This is a genomic window from Mesorhizobium sp. WSM4808, from assembly GCF_055811675.1.
Genome location: NZ_JBVVQX010000001.1, coordinates 395,182 through 414,970, shown reverse-complemented (window position 1 = coordinate 414,970; position 19,789 = coordinate 395,182). Strand labels below are relative to the sequence as shown.

At 62.9% G+C, this 19,789-nt stretch carries 14 protein-coding genes and 1 pseudogene; 6 read left to right on the top strand and 9 right to left on the bottom strand.

All coding sequences use genetic code 11. The annotated features are described in order from the left end of the window. The first annotated feature begins 49 nt into the window (after positions 1 to 49). The 3 genes from AC0L2U_RS01950 to mmsB all read left to right on the top strand — a co-directional run bounded on the left by AC0L2U_RS01950 (position 50) and on the right by mmsB (position 2,604). The gene (locus tag AC0L2U_RS01950; protein WP_128289822.1) at positions 50 to 1,219 is read left to right on the top strand and encodes an isobutyryl-CoA dehydrogenase; all 1,170 of its coding nucleotides are present in this window, start codon (positions 50 to 52) and stop codon (positions 1,217 to 1,219) included. 29 nt (positions 1,220 to 1,248) lie between these two features. Continuing rightward, a complete protein-coding gene (locus AC0L2U_RS01945) occupies positions 1,249 to 1,617 on the top strand; it encodes a four helix bundle protein (protein WP_128289823.1) in 369 nt (122 codons plus the stop codon). A gap of 105 nt (positions 1,618 to 1,722) precedes the next feature. Next, positions 1,723 to 2,604 (top strand): 3-hydroxyisobutyrate dehydrogenase, encoded by an 882-nt coding sequence (gene mmsB, locus AC0L2U_RS01940; RefSeq protein ID WP_128287834.1) that lies wholly within the window; start codon positions 1,723 to 1,725, stop codon positions 2,602 to 2,604. A gap of 329 nt (positions 2,605 to 2,933) precedes the next feature. Here the strand turns inward: mmsB and AC0L2U_RS01935 are convergent, their stop codons facing one another. From AC0L2U_RS01935 to AC0L2U_RS01900, 8 genes and pseudogenes are all read right to left on the bottom strand, one after another. Then, positions 2,934 to 5,369, bottom strand: coding sequence for a GcvT family protein (locus AC0L2U_RS01935; protein WP_128287835.1), 2,436 nt, complete (start codon positions 5,367 to 5,369; stop codon positions 2,934 to 2,936). 193 nt (positions 5,370 to 5,562) lie between these two features. Further along, a complete protein-coding gene (locus AC0L2U_RS01930) occupies positions 5,563 to 6,207 on the bottom strand; it encodes a cytochrome c oxidase assembly factor Coa1 family protein (protein ID WP_128287836.1) in 645 nt (214 codons plus the stop codon). Positions 6,208 to 6,288: 81 nt separating this feature from the next. After that, positions 6,289 to 6,654 (bottom strand): hypothetical protein, encoded by a 366-nt coding sequence (locus AC0L2U_RS01925; RefSeq protein WP_292659723.1) that lies wholly within the window; start codon positions 6,652 to 6,654, stop codon positions 6,289 to 6,291. A gap of 143 nt (positions 6,655 to 6,797) precedes the next feature. Further along, the gene (locus AC0L2U_RS01920; protein WP_128287837.1) at positions 6,798 to 8,177 is read right to left on the bottom strand and encodes an aspartate aminotransferase family protein; all 1,380 of its coding nucleotides are present in this window, start codon (positions 8,175 to 8,177) and stop codon (positions 6,798 to 6,800) included. 47 nt (positions 8,178 to 8,224) lie between these two features. Next, positions 8,225 to 8,365 carry a capsid protein gene (locus tag AC0L2U_RS01915; RefSeq protein WP_127268233.1) on the bottom strand — a complete coding sequence of 47 codons (141 nt, stop codon included), beginning with the start codon at positions 8,363 to 8,365 and terminating at the stop codon, positions 8,225 to 8,227. A gap of 68 nt (positions 8,366 to 8,433) precedes the next feature. After that, positions 8,434 to 10,506, bottom strand: a complete 2,073-nt coding sequence (locus AC0L2U_RS01910; RefSeq protein WP_473601367.1) for a prolyl oligopeptidase family serine peptidase — start codon at positions 10,504 to 10,506, stop codon at positions 8,434 to 8,436. Positions 10,507 to 10,572: 66 nt separating this feature from the next. Then, positions 10,573 to 11,724, bottom strand: a pseudogene (locus tag AC0L2U_RS01905) (MFS transporter); the annotation flags it as partial. Between the two features lie 180 nt (positions 11,725 to 11,904). After that, complete coding sequence (locus AC0L2U_RS01900; RefSeq protein WP_127268230.1) at positions 11,905 to 13,080, bottom strand: MFS transporter; 1,176 nt, start codon at positions 13,078 to 13,080, stop codon at positions 11,905 to 11,907. Between the two features lie 254 nt (positions 13,081 to 13,334). Between AC0L2U_RS01900 and AC0L2U_RS01895 the strand changes: the two genes are divergently transcribed. The 3 genes from AC0L2U_RS01895 to AC0L2U_RS01885 are packed head-to-tail and all read left to right on the top strand — an operon-like array spanning position 13,335 to position 18,906. Beyond that, positions 13,335 to 14,912, top strand: coding sequence for a trimethylamine methyltransferase family protein (locus AC0L2U_RS01895; protein WP_127810210.1), 1,578 nt, complete (start codon positions 13,335 to 13,337; stop codon positions 14,910 to 14,912). A 58-nt stretch (positions 14,913 to 14,970) separates the two neighbouring features. After that, positions 14,971 to 17,541: a GcvT family protein gene (locus tag AC0L2U_RS01890; RefSeq protein WP_127810209.1), complete on the top strand. Its 2,571-nt coding sequence runs from the start codon at positions 14,971 to 14,973 to the stop codon at positions 17,539 to 17,541. A gap of 9 nt (positions 17,542 to 17,550) precedes the next feature. Further along, on the top strand, positions 17,551 to 18,906 hold the full coding sequence (locus AC0L2U_RS01885; protein ID WP_127810208.1) for a M24 family metallopeptidase: 1,356 nt from the start codon (positions 17,551 to 17,553) through the stop codon (positions 18,904 to 18,906). Here the strand turns inward: AC0L2U_RS01885 and AC0L2U_RS01880 are convergent. Next, positions 18,871 to 19,698, bottom strand: a complete 828-nt coding sequence (locus AC0L2U_RS01880) for a phosphate/phosphite/phosphonate ABC transporter substrate-binding protein (RefSeq protein WP_128364326.1) — start codon at positions 19,696 to 19,698, stop codon at positions 18,871 to 18,873. The two genes, AC0L2U_RS01885 and AC0L2U_RS01880, sit on opposite strands and share 36 nt — an antisense overlap. Between the last annotated feature and the right edge of the window lie 91 nt (positions 19,699 to 19,789).

Sequence of the window (19,789 nt, the reverse complement as noted above, 5' to 3'; positions counted from 1 at the left end):
GCAAAGCCAAAAACGACAGGCCAACAGGTCGAAGATTAGGGAGCACGCCATGGACGCCGCGGTCGATGCGAGCACCAGCCAGTTCGAACTTAACGAGGAGCAGCGCGCCATCCAGGAGATGGCGCAGGCCTTCGCCGCAGACCGTGTCGCGCCAAATGCGCTCGACTGGGACCGTAACAAGCATTTCCCGGCCGATGTGATCCGCGAGACCGGCCCGCTCGGCCTTGGCGGCATCTATATCAGGGACGATGTCGGTGGCTCGGCACTTGGCCGGCTCGACGCCGTGCTGATCTTCGAGGCGCTGTCGCACGCCGATCCGGCTTTTTCATCGTTCATCTCGATCCACAACATGGTGGCCTCGATGATCGACCGTTTCGGCAATGACGAGCAGCGCCAGCGTTTCCTGCCGAAGCTGACCTCTATGGAATGGCTGGCGAGCTACTGCCTGACCGAGCCCGGCTCCGGTTCCGATGCCGCAGCCCTGAAAACGCGCGCGGTGAAGAGCGGCGGCGACTATGTGCTCAACGGCACCAAGCAGTTCATCTCGGGCGCCGGCGACAGCGATGTCTACGCCGTCATGGTGCGGACCGGCACTGAAGGGCCGAAAGGCATTTCCACCATCGTCGTGCCCAGAGATGCGCCAGGCCTCTCCTTCGGCGCCAACGAGCACAAGATGGGCTGGCATATGCAGTCGACCCGCCAGGTCATCTTCGAGGATTGCAAGGTGCCGGCGGAGAACCTTTTGTCCGGCGAAGGTGCGGGTTTCGGCATCGCCATGGCCGGGCTCGACGGCGGCCGTCTGAACATCGCCGCTTGTTCGCTGGGCGGCGCGCAGTCGGCGCTCGACAAGGCGCTTTCCTACACCGCCGAGCGCAAGGCCTTCGGCTCGAAGATCAACCAGTTCCAGGCGCTGCAGTTCAGGCTGGCCGACATGGAGACCGAACTGCAGGCGGCGCGTATTTTCCTCTATGCCGCCGCCGCGAAGCTCGACCGCAAGGCGCCGGACGCCGGCAAATGGTCGGCGATGGCCAAGCGCTTCGTCACCGATACCGGCTTCAATGTCGCCAACGACGCACTGCAGCTGCTCGGCGGCTATGGCTACCTGCACGACTACGGCATCGAGAAGCTGGTGCGGGACCTGCGCGTGCACCAGATCCTCGAAGGCACCAACGAGATCATGCGCGTCATCATCGCGCGAGCATTAATTGGAAGGCAGTAGGCAGTAGGCAGTAGGCATTAGGCAGTGAGATGACCGGCAAGATCAATTCCTACAAGGATCTTATCGTGTGGCAGCAGGGGATGGATCTGGCTGTCGCCACCTATTCTTTGACCAAGGCATGGCCAAAAGAGGAATTGTATGGGTTGACCAGCCAAATCCGCCGTTCAGCAACCTCTATTCCTGCAAACATCGCCGAAGGTTATGGCCGAGACAACAGAGGTTCCTATCAGCAATTTCTGAGGATTGCCCAAGGCTGGCTGAAGGAATTCGAGACACACCTCCAGATCGCTGAACGCATTGGCCTTGCCACGCATGATCAAGCTAGTCAGTTGCTGACATCCACGGAGGGCATCGGCAAAATGCTTCGCCAGCTTATTTTCAAACTTGCACCCGAATAGACCCCTACTGCCTACTGCCTACTGCCTACTGCCTACTGCCTACTGCCTACTGCCTACTGCCTACTGCCTACTGCCTACTGTTAGCCCAAATCACGGAGCACCACTATGACGATCGCCTTCATCGGCCTAGGGAACATGGGCAATCCGATGGCCGCTAACCTGGTCAAGGCAGGGCATGCGGTGAATGGTTTCGACCTTGTGCCGGAAAACCTCACCGTCGCCCGAGAGCATGGCGTGACAGTGATGGCTAATGCCGTTGCCGCGGTGAAGGATGCCGATGTGGTGATTACGATGCTTCCCGCCGGCAAGCATGTGCTCTCCGTCTACGAAGACATCGCGCTCAAGGCCAAGCAAGGCGCACTCTTTATCGATTCCTCGACCATCGACGTCGAGTCAGCCCGCAAGGCCCATGCCGTCGCCAGGAAGCACGGGCTGTCGTCGATCGATGCACCGGTCTCGGGCGGCACCGGCGGTGCCGCGGCCGGCACGCTGACCTTCATGGCCGGAGGCTCCGATGACGCCTTTGCAACTGCCGAGCCGATCCTGAAGCCGATGGCCGGTCGCATCGTCCATTGCGGCGGCGACGGCGCCGGCCAGGCGGCAAAGATCTGCAACAACATGATCCTCGGCATTTCGATGATCGGTGTCGCCGAAGCCTTCGTGCTGGCGGAAAAGCTCGGCCTGTCACACCAGGCGCTGTTCGACGTCGCCTCGACCTCCTCCGGCCAGTGCTGGTCCTTGACCACCTACTGCCCGGTGCCCGGGCCGGTGCCGACTTCGCCCGCAAACAGGGACTACAACCCAGGATTTGCAGCGGCACTGATGCTGAAAGACCTGAAATTGTCCCAGGAAGCCGCGTATGGTGCGGGTGCTGTAACGCCGCTTGGTGCCGAAGCAGCCCAGCTCTATGCCTTATTCAACGCCCAGGGACATGGCGGGGTCGATTTCTCCGGCATAATTAATTTTCTCAGGGGTAACCCAGCGTAACCCCCGGATTTGCCGGATTTTTCCGGCTTCCTTGGGTGGAAAAAGTGCAAATTTAGATTTGCTTAAGCTCTCGATAACTCCGCGGTAACGATGTCCCTATAAAACGGACTGCGAGGCGGACATATCTCATCCGCCCGGCGCTCCGGATCAGGTCTCGCGTACCGGAGCCCGTAAGTTTCGAAAAGTGCCATAAGTTTCGCAAAGTGTTTGCGTAGCGAAGCGCCATGCGTATCTGGCAAAGCCGCGTTCCTGATGGAGCGCGGTTTTTGCATTTTGCCCTGCAGCACGTTTTGAGACATCGATAACCCGGAACTGTACTCCGGGATGCCTCACATGCGCCCGCGGGCGCCTTCCGGATCATAGGGCGAGTCGGCGATCACCTTGGCCGCGCGGCGCTCGCCGAGGATGGACACCTCGAGCTCGGTGCCGGGCGACACAAGTGCCAGGGGCAACAGCGCAAGTGCGATGTCGTGACCGAAAGTGTAGGAGTAGCCCGCCGAGGTGATGTGGCCGACGAGCTCGCCTTCGCGGTAAACGCCCTCGAAGGCGAACGCGCTCGCACCATCCGTATCGATCGACAACGTGGCGATCCGGCGTGTCACCTGCTTCTGTTTTGCGACCAGTGCCGCGCGGCCGATGAAGTCCCCTTTGTCGAGGCTAATGAATCGGTCGAGGCCGCTTTCCCAGGCTGACAATTCGGGGTTCATGTCGCGATACATGGCGCGGTAGGATTTATCGAGACGAAGCGATTCCAGCGCTTGAAGTCCGGCCAGCCTCAGCCCGTGTGCCTCTCCCGATGCCAGGAGCGCATCCAGCAAATGCCGCTGATAGCAGAGAGGATGATAGAGTTCCCATCCCAGTTCGCCCGAATAGTTGACGCGCAGGAGCCGTACGTCGCTGGCCATGCCGACGGTGCCGGACTGCACGCTGAACCATGGAAAGGCTTCATTGGAGAGGTCGATCTCCGTCAGCGGCTGCAATATGTCGCGCGCCTTCGGCCCAACCACCGTGAAGCTGCCGCGATCCTCGGTAACGTTGCGCAGATGCACGCTGCCGTCTTTCGGCAACAGCCGGCTGAGATCGTCAAGGTTCCAGCGCTCTGCGCGCGGCGTCGATATGAGATAGAACAGGTCGCTGTGCAGCCGCGCCACCACATACTCGGCCTGCACGCCGCCGGCTGGCGTCAGGTGATGGGCAAGACCGACACGACCGGAACGCGGCAGTCTGTTGGCCAGGATTCCGTCGAGCCAGTCCTTGGCGCCCGGCCCGCCGACCTCGAACTTGGTCATGGGAGTCATCTCGACCAGCCCAGCGGCCTGGCGGACAGCCTGAACCTCCGCGGCGACGTGGTTCCCTTTGGGGGTCCAGCGCCAGCTGTAGACATTGCGCGCTTCGACACCGGCAGGCGCAAACCAGCTCGGCATCTCCCAGCCGTTCAACACATCCCACACCGCGCCGAGCTGGCTTAGGCGATCATAGGACGGGGCCGTTTTCTGCGGTCGCGCCGCCGGCATGTCCTGGCCAGGATAGTGCTGTGCGGCGTGGGTGCCCCAGGCTTCCCGGACCTTTGCCCGGGTCCAGTTTTTGTTTGCATAGTGGCCGAACCGACGGGGATCCAGCTCCGTCGTGTCGATGCTGTTGCCGCCCTCCACGATCCGTTCGGAGAGGTAATAGCCAATCGCACCGCCCCAAAGGATGCCTCCCGGCACCCCTTCGGCGAGCCAGACATTCTCCAGACCCCACGCCTGTCCCATCAGCGGCAGTTCATCGGCCGTCATCTGGAAAGGTCCTCGCACATTCCGCTTGATGCCGGCGCGTCCGAGCGCGGGGACCAGTTCGGTCGCACGTTCCCAGTTCCAGGACACGGCATCGAAATCCTCATCGAGCAGATCGGCGCCGAACCATTCCGGGACGCCGTTTTCAGCGAACAGCTTGAGCTGCTCGGTGCGCTCATAGGGACCGAACATCAGCCCGTCGCCTTCTTCGCGCAGATAGCCCTCGTAACCCTCGTCCCTGAGGATCGGCATTTCCGGAAGACCAAGCCGCTTGCGTTCCACAATTTCGGGAACCGCCTCGGTGATCCAGTACTGATGCAGGATCGGGATCGCGGGAATGTCCAGGCCAAGCATGGCGCCGGTCTGACGGGCGTAATTGCCTGTTGCAAGGATGACATGTTCACAGACGATCTCGCCGCGTGAGGTCTTGACCCTCCACTCGCCGCTCGGCATGCGTTCGAAGCCCACAACCTCGGTATCGAGATGGATCTTCGCGCCAAGGTCGCGTGCACCCTTGGCCATGGCCTGGGTGACATCGGCGGGTGCGATGTGGCCGTCATCGGGATGATAAAGGGCACCCAGCATGCTGTTGTTGTCGAGCAGCGGCCAGATTTCTCGCGCTTCCGTGGGCGATACGATCCGGGCCCGCACACCCTGGACCTCGGCGACGTCCATGTAGCTTCTGTACTCGTCCAGCCTGTCGCGCGTGTTGGCAATGCGCAGCTGGCCGCATTTGTGCCAGCCGACGTTCTGGCCCGTCTCCGCCTCCAGCCCCTCATAGATTTCGATCGACCTGGCGATCATGCGGCCGACATTGCGGCTGCGCGCGTAAGAAGGGATGAGCCCCGCGGCATGCCATGTCGACCCGGCCGTAAGCTGCGTTCGCTCCAGCAATGCCACATCGGTCCAGCCGCGCTTTGCCAGGCCGTAGAGAATGCCGGCACCCACACAGCCGCCACCAACCACGACCGCACGAAAGGAACTCACCATATGCGCGTGCCCTTGTATGAAATTGCCACCGGTCCACATGAACGCATGCGCATACTGTCAGACAGCATCCGGCTTTTCAGCATATTTCCTTGTCTGGAACGCAGCAGTGGTCACCCGATTGTTGGGCCACAAAGCCGGCCGAACTGTCAGCCTTCGCGCCCGCGTTTAGGCTGCTTTTTTGCGTTTTGCCTCGCTATATTCCGATTGCAGCAGTCGGGATCGGGACATGATCTTCGTTGATCAGCACGATCGGCGCATCGGTTCCCTCGACCCTGACCACCAGCAGGCGCAGGCTCCATGTGCCGGCTGTCCGGACAGCGGTCGAATAGGCCGTGCCCTTGCCGTTGGCGCCGTGGACCGGAATGCCGAACTGGGCATCGCCGGCCCCATTTGCATTGACGTTGAGATGGCCGCCGACCCAGAAACTGTCGGTCAAATCATCACCCAACGCCGCCTTGACGCGGTCGTCGGCGCGAAGCCTGTCCATCGTCATGTGATAGGCATCGCTGCCTTTCAGGACGTAGGGAATGCTGCCGACCACCGTCGCGCAGCCGCCAATCCCGACCACCCAGACGGCAAGGCCGGCGATTGCCCAGTTGCGTTGCGTCTTGCGAAACTGTTCCGCGTCGCGCCAGGCGCGGTTCTGCCAGGCCCAGCGGCTGCCGCGTGCGCCCAGCACGATGATCATGATGATGTTGACGACAGGGATCAGCGCCAGTAACGCGACGAAAGTGCTGTTGCCGATGCCCCAGATCCAGTTGAGGAAGAAAGCGCCCCAGTTCCAGCGGTCGAGTTCGGCTGGAATTTCAGCCGGCTGGTTGAGCGGTTGTCCGGCCATCGTGTCCCCCATCGGTGACGTACCGACTGATTCTAGCGCATGAGCCCGTCAATGCGCAAAATCAAAGTTCTGCAACTCCTGTCAGGTCTTGTTGGACAGCCGGCGAAAATTCGCTTTCACGGCACGGCTTGCCGGCTTCAGCGCGGCGCTGATCGAGCGCTCCGTCGCGACCCCGTTGAACAGCGACGGCGTGCGGCCGGAAAAGATTTCCGGCCAGAACCGCGATGCCGATTGCAGGAAGGACATTTGCGCCGCAAACACGCCTTCGGCCATAGCGGCGGTCTTCTCGTTTACCGCACGCGCGGTCTCCGTGCTCCATGGCTGACTGCTCCCGCCATCCATGGTCATCAACGGCAGCCGCATCATCGCCACCAGCGGCGCCAGCATCAGGTCACCGCCGATGCTGGCCGCTTCTTGCGTCCGTCGGCTCTTGCCGGTCTTTCTCATGGAAACAAAACCCCTTGTCGCGGCCGAATCAGCCGCAGCCCCACACACTACGCGCTTGTGGTGGAATTCGTTCGCTCCCCGCGTCAGCATGGCCTCAAGGCTGGGCGCTCCCGCCGAGGAGCGCCCAGCCGAGGGGTCGAGTTCTACCGCTTGCGCAGGTCGGCTTGCGCCAGATCCAGCGCCTTCGAGATGCGGTCGCAGGCCATATCGATCGTATCACGGGTCCAGATCAGCGGCGGCGACAGGATCATCGTGTCGCCGGTAGCGCGCAGCATCATGCCGTGCGCGATGGCATGATCGCGCACGGTTACCGCCGCACTTCCAGCCGGCAGGAACCGCTCCTTGGTCGCCTTGTCCTTGACGATCTCGATTGCGCCCATCAGTCCGATCGAACGCACCTCGCCGACCAGATCATGTCCGGCAATGCGCTCCTGCAACGCCTTGGCGAAGTAAGGGCCGGTATCGTTCCGGACGCGATCGACCAGCCCTTCGCGTTCGATGATCTCGAGGTTCTTCAGCGCCACGGCGCAGGCCACCGGGTGGCCGGAATAGGTGTAGCCGTGATTGAACTCGCCGCCCTTCTCGACCAGCGTCGAGGCGATGCGGTCGCCGACCAGCAATGCCGACAGCGGTTGATAGCCCGAGGTCAGCGCCTTGGCGGTGGTGATCGTATCGGGCTCGATACCGAGCGTCTGGGCAGCGAACCACTCGCCGGTGCGGCCATAGCCGGTGATGACCTCGTCCAGCATCAGCAGGACATCGTATTTGCGGCAGATGCGCTGCACTTCCGGCCAGTAGCTCGCCGGCGGTATCTTCACGCCACCGGCCCCCATGACCGGCTCGCCGATAAAGGCGGCAACCTTGTCGGCGCCGGCTTCGAGGATCGCCTCCTCGACAGCCCCGGCCGCGCGCAGGCCGAAATCATGGTCGCTCTCTCCCGGCAGCGCCAGTTCATAGGCGTAGGGCATCATCACATGGACGATGTTGGGCACCGCACCGTTGAGCTGCTTGTGCATACCATCCATGCCGCCGAGCGAGGTGCCGGCAACGGTCGAGCCGTGATAGGCCATCTTGCGCGAGATGATGCGGTTCTTCTCCGGCTGGCCTTCCAGCACCCAATAGTGGCGCACGAGACGCAGTGCCGTGTCATTGGCCTCCGAGCCCGACGAACCATAGAACACCTGGTTGACGTGCTTCGGCGCGATCTCCGCCAGCTTCTTGGACAGCAGCACCGGCGTCGGCGTCGAGCATTTGAAGAAGGAGTTGTAATAAGGCAGCTCCTTCATCTGGGCATAGGCGGCCTCGGCCAACTCGTCACGGCCATAGCCGATGTTGACGCACCACAGCCCGGCCATGCCATCGAGGATTTCAGCCCCCTCGGAATCGTAGATGAAAGGGCCATTGGCATGGGTGATGATGCGCGACCCGGTCCCGCGCATTTCCTTGTGGTCGGTGAACGGATGCAGATGATGCGCGGCGTCGATCTGCTGAAGCTGCTTCAGCGAATAATTCTGATAGGTCATGTCTGATCTTCCCTCTGGATTCTATCCGGCAAGCCGGGGCGAATGCTTCAGAGGCAGAGCGGTGGCGAATAGCCGATGCGGGCGCACAGCCGCAAAAGCTCGGCGCGCAGCGTACGCGGTGACGGCGTCACCGCGACCCGCAATGCGCGAGCCTCAAATGCGCCAACCAACATCCTGACGAGAGCCATGGCTGGCACCTTAGAGCAAAGGCTGGTCGAGGAGAACCACCCTTTGCTTGGACCATAACGGAATGAGTCTAGGCCTTGGCTGTCAGCGCCCTCTGCAGGAAGACATATTTCATCGCCGTCTGCGCCGCCTGCGGCCGGCGGTCGCCACGCCCGCCATGACCACCCTCGGTCTCCTCGAAGAACAGCGTCCTGGCATGGCCGGCTTCCTGCAGGCGGGCGGCCATCTTGCGCGCATGGCCGGGATGGACCCGATCGTCAGCGGTCGATGTGGTCAGGAGCACAGGCGGATAGGCGGCAGCGGCGTCGACATGCTGGTAGGGCGAGTAGGCTGAAAGCCACTTCGCGTCTTCGGGTTTCGACGGATCGCCATATTCGGCCATCCACGAGGCGCCAGGCGGCAATTCGGCGTAACGCAGCATGTCGAGCAGCGGCACCTCGATGATGACGGCGCCGAATAGCTCGGGATGCTGCGTCAAGGAAACGCCGGTCAGCAAGCCGCCATTCGAACCACCCTGGATGCCGAGTGAGCTTGCTGTCGCGATGCCGCGCTTGACGACGTCCTGCGCGACCGCTGCGAAATCGTCGAATCCGTTTTGGCGATTGCCCTTGAGCGCCGCTTGATGCCAGGCCGGGCCGAACTCGCCGCCGCCGCGGATGCAAGCCTGCACATAGGCATTGCCCTTTTCCAGCCATAGCCTCCCGCGCACGCCGGCATAGCCGGGCAGCAGCGGCACTTCGAAACCGCCATAGCCGTAAAGCAGCGTCGGCACCGGCCCCTTCTGATCGCGCCGCCTGACGACAAAATAAGGGATCATCGTGCCGTCCTTGGAACGCGCCTCGAACTGTTCCGAGATGAGCGGCGAGGCATCGAAACGCGCCGGCTGCGACTTCACGGTAGCGAGCGTCTCGCCATTGTCGTCAGACCAGATGATCGAACTCGGGGTCAGGAAATCGGTGAAGGAAAAGGACACGCTCGAGCCGAACTGCTCGGCATGGCTGATGCCGACATTGCCATTTTCGGGCAGCGCCACCGGTTTCAGCGACCAGTTGCCATCCTTGCGCTCGCAGACGACGACCTTGCCGCGCACATTGTCCATCAGGCTGATGAACAGCCGGTCCTGCGTGCGGGCCATGCCGGCGATGGAAACGCGATATGCCGGCTCGAACAAGGTTTCGACAGATCCGAGCGCGCCGGTCTCGACCCAGTGCGCCAGATCCAGCGAATAGAGGCCGTCGGGCTTGCAAACCGTGCCGTCGGGCGACGTCCATGGACTGCGCACGCCGAACACGAGCTGATCCCTGAATATTGCCGAATCGGTCATGTCGTCCGGTAGCGGCAGCTGTTTGTTTTCGCCGGAAGGCAGCCGAAGGAAGATGTGCGAAGCGAAGAAATTCAGCGTTCGAGCCAGGACCAGATAGCGTCTGTCACCGTCGTACTCGACAGCGGCACCAACGGCGAGATCCTCTTTCTGCGCCTCGAAGATCGGCGTCGCGTCTTCCAGCTTGGTATCGCGCTTCCACAGCTTTATGACTCGCGGATAGCCGGACTCGGTCTTGTCGGCCTCGTCGAAAGCGGCGGAAACAATCACGGTGTCCTTATCCAGCCAGCTGAAGCCCGACTTGGAAGCGGGTGCACGAAACCCACCCTCGACAAAAGACTTGGTCGCGATGTCGAATTCGCGCATCTCGCTGGCGTCGCCGCCATCCGGCGACATACTCACCAGGCAACGGTTGAAGTCCGGATAGAGTCGGCTTGCGCCGCCAAAAACCCATTTTATCCCCTCCTTCGCCGCAAGCTGGTCGAAGTCGATGATCGTTTCCCAGTCGGGCTTCTCGATCTTGTAGGAAGCGACGGTCGTGCGGCGCCAGAGGCCGAGCACATTGGTCTTGTCCTGCCAGAAATTGTAGACATGGCCGGCTTTTGCCGCGCCGACCGCGATGTTGTCCTCGGCCGTCATCAGGTCGAGCGCGGTCTGGAACGACGCCTGATAGGACGGATCGCCCTGCAATTCGCCAACCGTGATCTCGTTCTGGCGATGTACCCAGTCGAGCGACTGCTTGGCTGTCCTGTCCTCCAGCCAGAGGAAGGGATCGTTGGTCGTGGGGGCCGAATTCGGCGTCTGGGTGGCAGGCTTGGTCATCAGGTCTCCGATAAACGCGTTGCTTTGAAAAAGCCAACGCCGATAGGCCGTATCGATAGAGGCTTTCCGCCCACCAGCGAGGCTAGCAATAGCCAGCGCCAGGCACATCAAGCCAAGCGTGATCGGCAGACCTCTCGCGCCCATAAAATCCATGGCGCCCCCCGCCAGCGGCGGCACGGCGATGCCGCCGACGCCCCACATCAGGGAAAAGGCCGCATTGCCGGCAACCAGTGCGGAGCCGGTGAAGCGTTCGCCGAGCTCGATGATCGACATCGTGTAGATGCCGTAGGAAACCGCACCCCAGATAAAGATCATTGGCCAGATCAGCGGCGACTCGATGAGAAGCGGAAGCAGGACGCAACCGAGCACCGTGATCGCGACGCAGGCAAGCCGCACCAGGCGCGCGGAAAGCCTTTCCGCCAAAAGGCCGAGCGGCACCTGCATGGCGATATTGCCTGCAATCATCACCGACAGCAGCGCCGACATGCGGGTCTCGGTGATGCCGTGATGGGTGCCATAGACAGGCAGCAACGCCAGCGCGCCCTGTTCGAAGCCGGCGGCGACTATGACGGCAAACAAAAGCAGCCACGCCAGCGGCACGAAACCCAGGACGGAAACTTGATGCCCGGCCTCGTCGACCTTGGGCAAGCGCGGCAGCACCAAGCCCAGGCAGATGCCGCACAGCACGAAGGCGGAGATGCCGACGAGGAAGGGCGGCCAGCCCTCAGTGCCGACTGCAAGCAGGCATAGCGGCCCGGCCGCGAAACCGGCCGAGATGATCGTCGAATAGACACCCATGACGCGCCCTCGCCGCGCCGGCGGCGCCAGCGCGATGACCCAGATCTCGCTCAGCACATAGAGCGGGTTGGTCACCACACCGATCAGGAAGCGCAGGGGAAACCACAGATAGACATTCTGCGTCCAGCCGATCAGCGCCAGCACGACAGCCGAAAGCGCCGCACAGGTAAGCGCTGTGCGCCCTGCCCCGAACCGGCGGGCCAGCGCCGGGATCAATGGCGACGACAGGATGAAACCAATCGGCGTCATGGCCGCCGACAGGCCGATCATCGCCGGCGAAACGCCCTGGCGCTGCAGGATGAAGCTCAGCAGCGGATAGGACAACCCTTGCGCGATGGCGAACACCGAGACGGTCGCGATCACACCGGTGATCGCCGCCCATTGCATCGTCTCGTCCTCGTTCGATTCAACCAAATTCATTGTGCGCACCGCTATCGAGGCTGCAGGATTAGCGATTGAGCAACGCGGTGGTAAGCCCCTGGCAGGCGAAAACCGCTTGCTCCAGACAATGCCTGTCAGGAGGTTGGGCCTGTCAGGAAGTTGGGCCTGTCAGGAAGTTGGGCCTGTCAGGAAGTTGGGCCGGTCAGGAGGTTGAGCTCGTCAGGAAGCTCGGCGCACGGACGACCGATACAGCGCGAACATCACCAGCACCGCGTCGAGGCCGGCGATCACGACCGGCAGCCCGAGCGGGCCGATGCCTTGCATGAGCACGCCGGCACCGGGTGGGCCGACGATGCCACCGACGCCCCACATCAGTGCAAAGGCAGCGTTGCCGGCGACCAGCACAGAGCCCTTGAACCGGCTGCCGAGTTCGACCAATGCCATGGTGTAGACGCCGTAACCGACCGCGCCCATCACCAGCAGCACGACCCAGATCAACGGCGTTGTGATCAGCAAAGGCAGCAAAAGCGCGCAAACGGTTGTTGCCAGCGCGCAGACGATGATCATGGCGCGGCCGCCAAAACGCTCCGCCAGAAGGCCGAGTGGTATCTGCAGCAGGATGTTGCCGAGGGAAAGCGCCATCACCAGCGAGGCCAGAACGGCTTCCGCCAGGCCATAGCTGGCGCCGAAGACCGGGACCAGCGCATAAGTGCTCTGCTGAACCGCCGCCGAGACAAGCACGGCAAGCAGCAGCGCAGGCGCCACCTTGGCAAAGCCGACAAGGCCGCTGGCAGGCTGGTCGTCATCCTCGAACCCGGTCAGCTTAGACGAGACCGCGTGCAGGATCACCGCGCAGAGCGCGAAACCGGCGACGCCGACCATGAAGGGCGCCCAGCCCGACGTACCGAGCAGGGTCAGCGCGAATGGTCCGGCGGCGTAGCCGGCGCCCATCAGCGTGTTGAACACGCCCATCACCCTGCCGCGCCGCGATGGCGGCGCCAGCGACAGTGCCCACACCTCGCCGAGGATGTAGAGCGGGTTGATGACGACGCCGATGATGAAGCGGATGACGAACCAGGCCACCCAGTCCTGCAGATAGCCGATACCCAGGAAGCAGAGCGCGCCGATCAGCGAGCAGCCGACCGCCAGATTGCGTGCACCGACAAGCCGCACAGCCGCGGGCACGAAAGAAGCCGAAAGGATCAGCCCGAGCGGCATCATCGCCGCCGACAAGCCGATCAGCGCTGGCGACATGCCTTGTTTCTGCATCAGCAGCGTGAACAGCGGCGAACTCAACCCCTGCGCCGCGCCGAACATCGCAAGTGCCGCGGTGACGCCGGCAAGCGCTGCCCACTGCGTTCCTGCTTCGCCTTCGTTCGAGCCGGTCGCAACCATGCTGCCATCCATGTGAATTGCTGGCCATCCGGCCGGCAAGCCCGAGTAGCTATCGGTTCGATCCAGGCAAAGGAAGGGCCGCCCGGCGAAATCCGCTTGCGCCAACGAGGCGGCGGGATCAGGCCGATGTCGTGGCCGCGCAACTGCCGTTCCGGCATGTCGCTTCCCTCGCCCTAGTGGTCGCCGCCTCCGCAATGGCTGGACAGCCGCCGGTCCATTATGCCGCCCGCTATCGCATCCTACGAGGACCATTCATGACCGCCGCCCTACAACCCTCAGAACCGGCATTGGCCACCGACCGCGCCCGTCGCGGCGGCCGCGCCGGAAAGCGCGCCGGCGGCTCGGCCGCGTTCGAGCAGCCGGCTTTCCGCCAGCTGAAAAACCCGCTGACGCCGACTAGGCTGGTCTCCGACGACGAGCTGGAATCGATCCACCTCGCCTCCCTGCGCGTGCTCAGGGAAATCGGCGTCGACGTGCTGCATGACGAGGCCCGCAGCATCATGAAGGCGCATGGCGCCGATGTGCGCGACGGCAGCGAGCGGGTGCGTTTCGACAGCGACATGATCCTCGAACTGGTGTCGCACTGCCCGTCGGAGTTCACCATCCATGCCCGCAATCCAGCGCACAATGTGCGCTTTGGCGGCAACAATGTGATCATCTCGATGATGGCGTCGGCGCCCAATTGCTCCGACATCGATCGCGGCCGCCGGCCCGGCAACCAGCAGGACTACCGCAATTTCTTAAAGCTCGCGCAGATGCACAACATCCTGAACTGCACGGGCGGCTACCCGGTCGAGCCGACCGATATCCATCCGTCCGTCCGCCACCTCGAATGCATCCGCGATCTCAGCGTGCTCACCGACAAGGTGTTCCACATCTATTCGCTCGGCAAGGAACGCAATGTCGACGGCATCGAGATCGCCAGGATCGCGCGCGGCATCAGCCACGAGCAGATGCTGGAAGAGCCGTCCGTCTTCACCATCATCAACACGAATTCGCCGCTCAAGCTCGACGTGCCGATGATGGAAGGCATCATCCAGATGTCGAGCAAGGGCCAGGTCGTCGTCGTGACGCCGTTCACCCTGTCGGGCGCCATGGCGCCTGTCACCATCGCCGGCGCACTGGTGCAGCAGAACGCCGAGGCGCTTGCCGGCATCGCCTTCGCCCAGATGGTGCGCAAGGGCGCACCCGTCGGCTATGGCGGCTTCACCTCCAATGTCGACATGAAGTCCGGTTCGCCGGCGTTCGGCACGCCGGAATACATGAAGGCGCAGCTCGTCGGCGGCCAGCTTGCCCGCCGCTACAACATTCCCTACCGCACCTCCAACACCTGCGCCGCCAACACGGTCGACGCGCAGGCGGCTTATGAAAGCGTGTTCTCGCTGTGGGGCGCCATCCAGGGCGGCGGCAATCTGATGATGCATGCCGCCGGCTGGCTCGAAGGCGGCCTGCGCTGCTCCTACGAGAAGACCATTTTGGACATCGACCTGCTGCAGATGGTGGCCGAATTCCTGACCCCACTCGATCTTTCCGACGAGGCACTCGGCTTCGACGCCATCCAGTCGGTCGGTCCCGGCGGCCATTTCTTCGGCACCCAGCACACGCAGGACCGCTACAAGACCGCCTTCTACTCGCCGATCCTGTCCGACTGGCGCAATTACGAGACCTGGGCGGAAGCCGGCTCGCCGACGGCGCTCGAAAAGGCCAACAAGGTCTGGAAGGAGCGGCTGGCGTCCTATGAGGAGCCTTACATGGACCCGGCCATCCGCGAGGAACTCAACGCCTTCGTCGCCAAGCGCCGGTCCGAAGGCGGCGCGCCGACCGATTTTTGATCGGCTCCCCGCCGACCACCCCATCTGATTCAGTTTACGCAAAAACGGACCTATCTTGATGAAATCTCACGTAAAAGCGGTTGTCATCGGCGGCGGCGTCGTCGGCTGCTCGGTTCTCTACCACCTGGCCAAGGCCGGCTGGACCGACATCATGCTGATCGAGCGCTCGGAGCTCACCTCCGGCTCGTCCTGGCACGCGGCGGGCGGCTTCCACACGCTGAACGGCGACCCCAACGTCGCCAAGCTGCAGGCCTATACGGTGCAGCTCTACAAGGAGATCGAGGAGATATCCGGCCAGTCCTGCTCGCTGCATTTGACCGGCGGCGTGATGATGGCCGACACGCCCGAGCGCATGGACTTCCTGCGCCTTGCCCATGCCAAGGGCCGCTATCTCGGCATGGACACCGAGCTGATCACCCCCTCCGAGGCCAAGGCGATGTTCCCGCTGATGGACGAGACCAATTTCGTCGGCGCCATGTGGGACCCGGTCGAAGGCCATCTCGACCCGTCCGGCACCACCATCGCCTACTCCAAGGCGGCGAAAAAACTCGGCGCCGAGATCGTGCTGCGCAACCGCGTCGTGGAACTGACACAGGAGGTCGACGGCACCTGGAACGTCGTCACCGAACAAGGCACGGTGAAGGCCGAGCATGTCGTCAATTGCGGCGGCCTGTGGGCGCGCGAGATCGGCCGCATGGTCGGCGTCGAACTGCCGGTGCTGGCCATGGAGCACATGTATCTGCTGACCGAGCCGATGCCGGAGGTCGAGGAATTCAACAAGTCGACGGGCCGCGAGATGATCGGCGTGCTCGACTTCAAGGGCGAGATCTACACCCGCCAGGAGCGCAACGGCATCCTGCTCGGCACCTATGAAAAAGCCTGCAAGCCGTGGTCGCCGGTCAACACGCCGTGGGATTTCGGCCATGAATTGCTGCCGCCGGACCTCGATCGCATCGCGCCGTCGCTGGAAATCGGCTTCAAGCATTTCCCCGGCATCGAGAAAGCCGGCATCAAGCAGATCATCAACGGCCCCTTCACCTTCGCGCTCGACGGCAACCCGCTGGTCGGCCCGGTGCAGGGCCTGACCAATTTCTGGTGCGCCTGCGCCGTCATGGCCGGCTTCAGCCAGGGCGGCGGCGTCGGCCTCGCACTGTCGAACTGGATGGTGCATGGCGATCCCGGCTTCGACGTCTGGGGCATGGATGTCACCCGCTTCGGCGAATGGGCCGGCCTGCGCTACACCAACGCCAAGGTGCGCGAAAACTATTCGCGCCGCTTCTCCATCCGCTTCCCCAATGAGGAACTCCCGGCAGCACGCCCGGCGCAGACGACACCGCTCTACGACACGATGCTGGCCAACAATGCCGTCATGGGCGACAGCTGGGGACTTGAGACGCCGCTCTGGTTCGCACCTGAAGGCAAGGAACCCAGGGATATCGTCTCCTTCCACCGCTCCAACGATTTTGGGCCGATCGGCGAGGAAGTGCGCGCCACGCGTGAGCGTGTCGGTGTCACCGAGATCGCCAATTTTGCCAAATACGAAGTCTCGGGACCCGCAGCCGAGGATTTCCTCAACCGGCTGATGACCAACCGCATGCCGAAGACCCGCCGCATCGTGCTGACGCCGATGCTCAACGAATTCGGCAAGCTGATTGGCGACTTCACCATCGCCAAGGCGGCAGAAGACCGCTTCATGATCTGGGGTTCCTCGGCGGCGCAGAAATACCACATGCGCTGGTTCGAGAAGCATCTACCGAAGGACGGAACGGTGCGCATCCACCGCTTCGACCAGACGCTGGTCGGCCTGTCGATCGCAGGGCCGAAGTCACGTGACTTGCTGCAGAAATTGGTCGATGTCGATGTCTCGACAAAAGCCTTCCGCTTCATGGATTTCCGCGAGATGGCGGTTGGCGGGGCGCCTTGCATGGTCAACCGCATCACCTACACCGGCGACCTCGGCTATGAAATCTGGATGGCACCGGCCTACGAGCGCCTGGTTTACAAAGCGATCAAGGACGCAGGCGAGGAATTCGGCCTTGTCGATTTCGGCATGCGCGCGCTGCTCTCCATGCGCCTCGAAAAGAATTTTCCGACCTGGTTCCGCGAGTTGCGGCCGATCTATGGACCGTTCGAAGGCGCGATGGACCGCTTCATCAAGCTCGAGAAGAACGACTTCATCGGCCGCGAGGCCGCTGCCAAGGAACAGGCCGAGGGGCCAAAGCTGCGCCGCGTCTCCTTCATCGTCGATGCCACCGACGCCGATGTCATGGGCGATGAGCCGATCTGGGCCAAGGTCAGCAAGGACTATGGCACGGTTGAAAAGCCGCATGGTTATGGCGCGCCCCGCTTCGACGAGGGCGGCAAGGAAATACGTGGCTCCAAGGCTACCGAAGGCGCTTCCGCCGTGCGGGGTATCGTCGACGGTGACTGGCGCGTGGTCGGCTGGGTCACGTCAGGCGGCTATGCGCATTATGTGCAGAAGTCGATGGCGCAGGGCTACGTCCCCGCAGCGCTTGCCGAGGACGAAAGTGCCGGGCTGTTCGAGATCGAGATCCTCGGTCACCGGCGCCCGGCCCGCATCAATGTCGAAGCGCCCTTCGATCCGAGCGGCGAGAAGATGCGGACCTGAGTTTCGACCATGGACAACGCGGGGCCGAAGGGCAGCTTTGGCCGGCATCGCAAGATCATGCCGTTCGAAGCCGACTCGATCGAAGCCTTGCGCGACGCCTCCCGCCAGAAGGCGGCTTCGCTCAACCAGCATGTGCTGGGCTACGGTGCGCAGGCCGAGGCTGAATGGGCCGCGGCGGGCATTGCCGCGCCCGATCTGGCGGCGATGCGCCAATACCGGCTGGAGCGCATCCGCGCCGAGCTGAGGCGCCGCGGCTATGCCGGCGCCGTGCTCTACGATCCCGTCAACATCCGCTACGCCACCGACTCGACCAACATGCAGCTGTGGGTGGCGCACAACCCGACGCGGCATTGCTTTGTCGCCGCGGAGGGGCCGGTGGTGCTGTTCGACTATTTCTCCTGCGAGCATTTGTCCGATCATTCCGGCGTCGTCGACGAAGTGCGACCGGCAGTGTCGTGGATGTATCTCTATGGCGGTGAGTTGACCGAGCAAAAGGTCCGCCGCTGGGCCGCAGGAATAGCCGATCTGGTGAAAGAGCATGGCGGCGGCAACAGCCGCATCGCCGTCGACCATATCAATCCGGAAGGCGTCGAGGAGCTGGCTCGCCTCGGCATTTCCATCGGCAATGGCGAAGCGTTGATGGAGAACGCGCGGCTGATCAAATCACCCGACGAGATCCTCGCCATGCGCCGCGCGATCGTCGCCTGCGAGGCGGCGATGGGCGAGATGGAACAAGCGCTGAAGCCGGGGACTTCCGAAAACGAATTGTGGGCGGAACTGCACCGCGGCAACATCGCGCGCGGCGGCGAATGGATCGAGACGCGACTGCTGACGTCAGGCCCGCGCACCAATCCGTGGTTCCAGGAATGCTCGTCGCGCAAGATCGAGGCTGGCGATCTCGTCGCCTTCGACACCGACCTGATCGGCCCCTACGGCTTCTGCGCCGACCTGTCGCGCACATGGCTGTGCGGCGATGGAAAGCCGACCAGCCAACAGCGCGACCTGTTCCGCATCGCTGCCGACCAGATCGGGCACAACACGGCACTGATGCAGCCAGGCATCTCGTTTCGCGACCTCGTCGAACGCTCGGCGGTGCCGCCCGGCGACTGCTTCCCGACGCGCTACGGCGTGCTCTATCACGGCGTCGGTCTGGCCGATGAATACCCGACCTTGCCGCATGCCAGCGACTGGACATCGGACACTCCGGACGGCGTGCTGGAACCGGGCATGGTGCTGTGCGTGGAAAGCTATATCGGCAGGCTTGGCGGGCGCGAAGGCGTCAAGATCGAGGAACAGATACTGATCACCGAGACGGGCAACGAACAGCTCTCAACCTACCCGTTGGATAAGAGACTGCTCGGCTAGCCCGGCAATGGCCTCGCGCAACGCCCCAACCGTCTTTTCCGGTGTCCCTGCGGCGGTGATGTAGGGCAGGCCTTTGCGCCGTCCGGTCCAGCCAACGACCGCCACCCTTTTCGCCGCCGGCTCGAAACGCTGCGCCAGTGCCCAGCTCTTGCAGTCGATGGCCGCTATATCGGCCTTGCCCTCTGCAATTGCGACGATCGAGGAACGGTGCCCACCGCTTTCGCTGCGCGAGGCAAAGAGGTCAAGGCTCTCGCCCATCGCCTCCAGGTCGCGCGTCAAACCGAGGAACCCCGACATCGAATCGAGGCTGTTGAAGGTGAAGCGCTTGCCGCGGATCCGATCTAGTGGGATCAGCGGGCTGCCGTCATTGGGCGAGGCAACCGACGGCGCGCCATCCGCCAGCATGACGATGGCGCTGGAATAGAGCTCGCCCTGCCCGCCTTCGTAGGCGTCGTAGCTTGGCTGGGCAACCACCTGCACATGCCTGGACAGGCCGAGTTCCATCGGCCCCCAGCAGGTCTGCGCGAACAGCAGCGCCGGGTGCAGCCACAGTCTGTGAAAATCGAGTTCGTCCGGCGGCAATGTCACTGGGTCGGGTGCGATCAATGCACCGGCAGCATCACGAATACCGCCCGGCACCGGCGGCAGGTCTCCATTGCGCCGCACGATGGTTTGCGGTGCGTCGATACCCTTTTGCCGAAACACGTCGCGCAACAGCATCCATTGCGCGTCGACCTCGCCGCGCATTTCGGGCCAGTCATACATCGGCAACGCCGCAACCAATTCACTCATGCCGATATCAAATCATCATGTCTGGAAAAATGATCGCAAAAACGCGGCGCCCAATCAGAATTGGCCGACACGGATTCCGGGTAGACCGGAA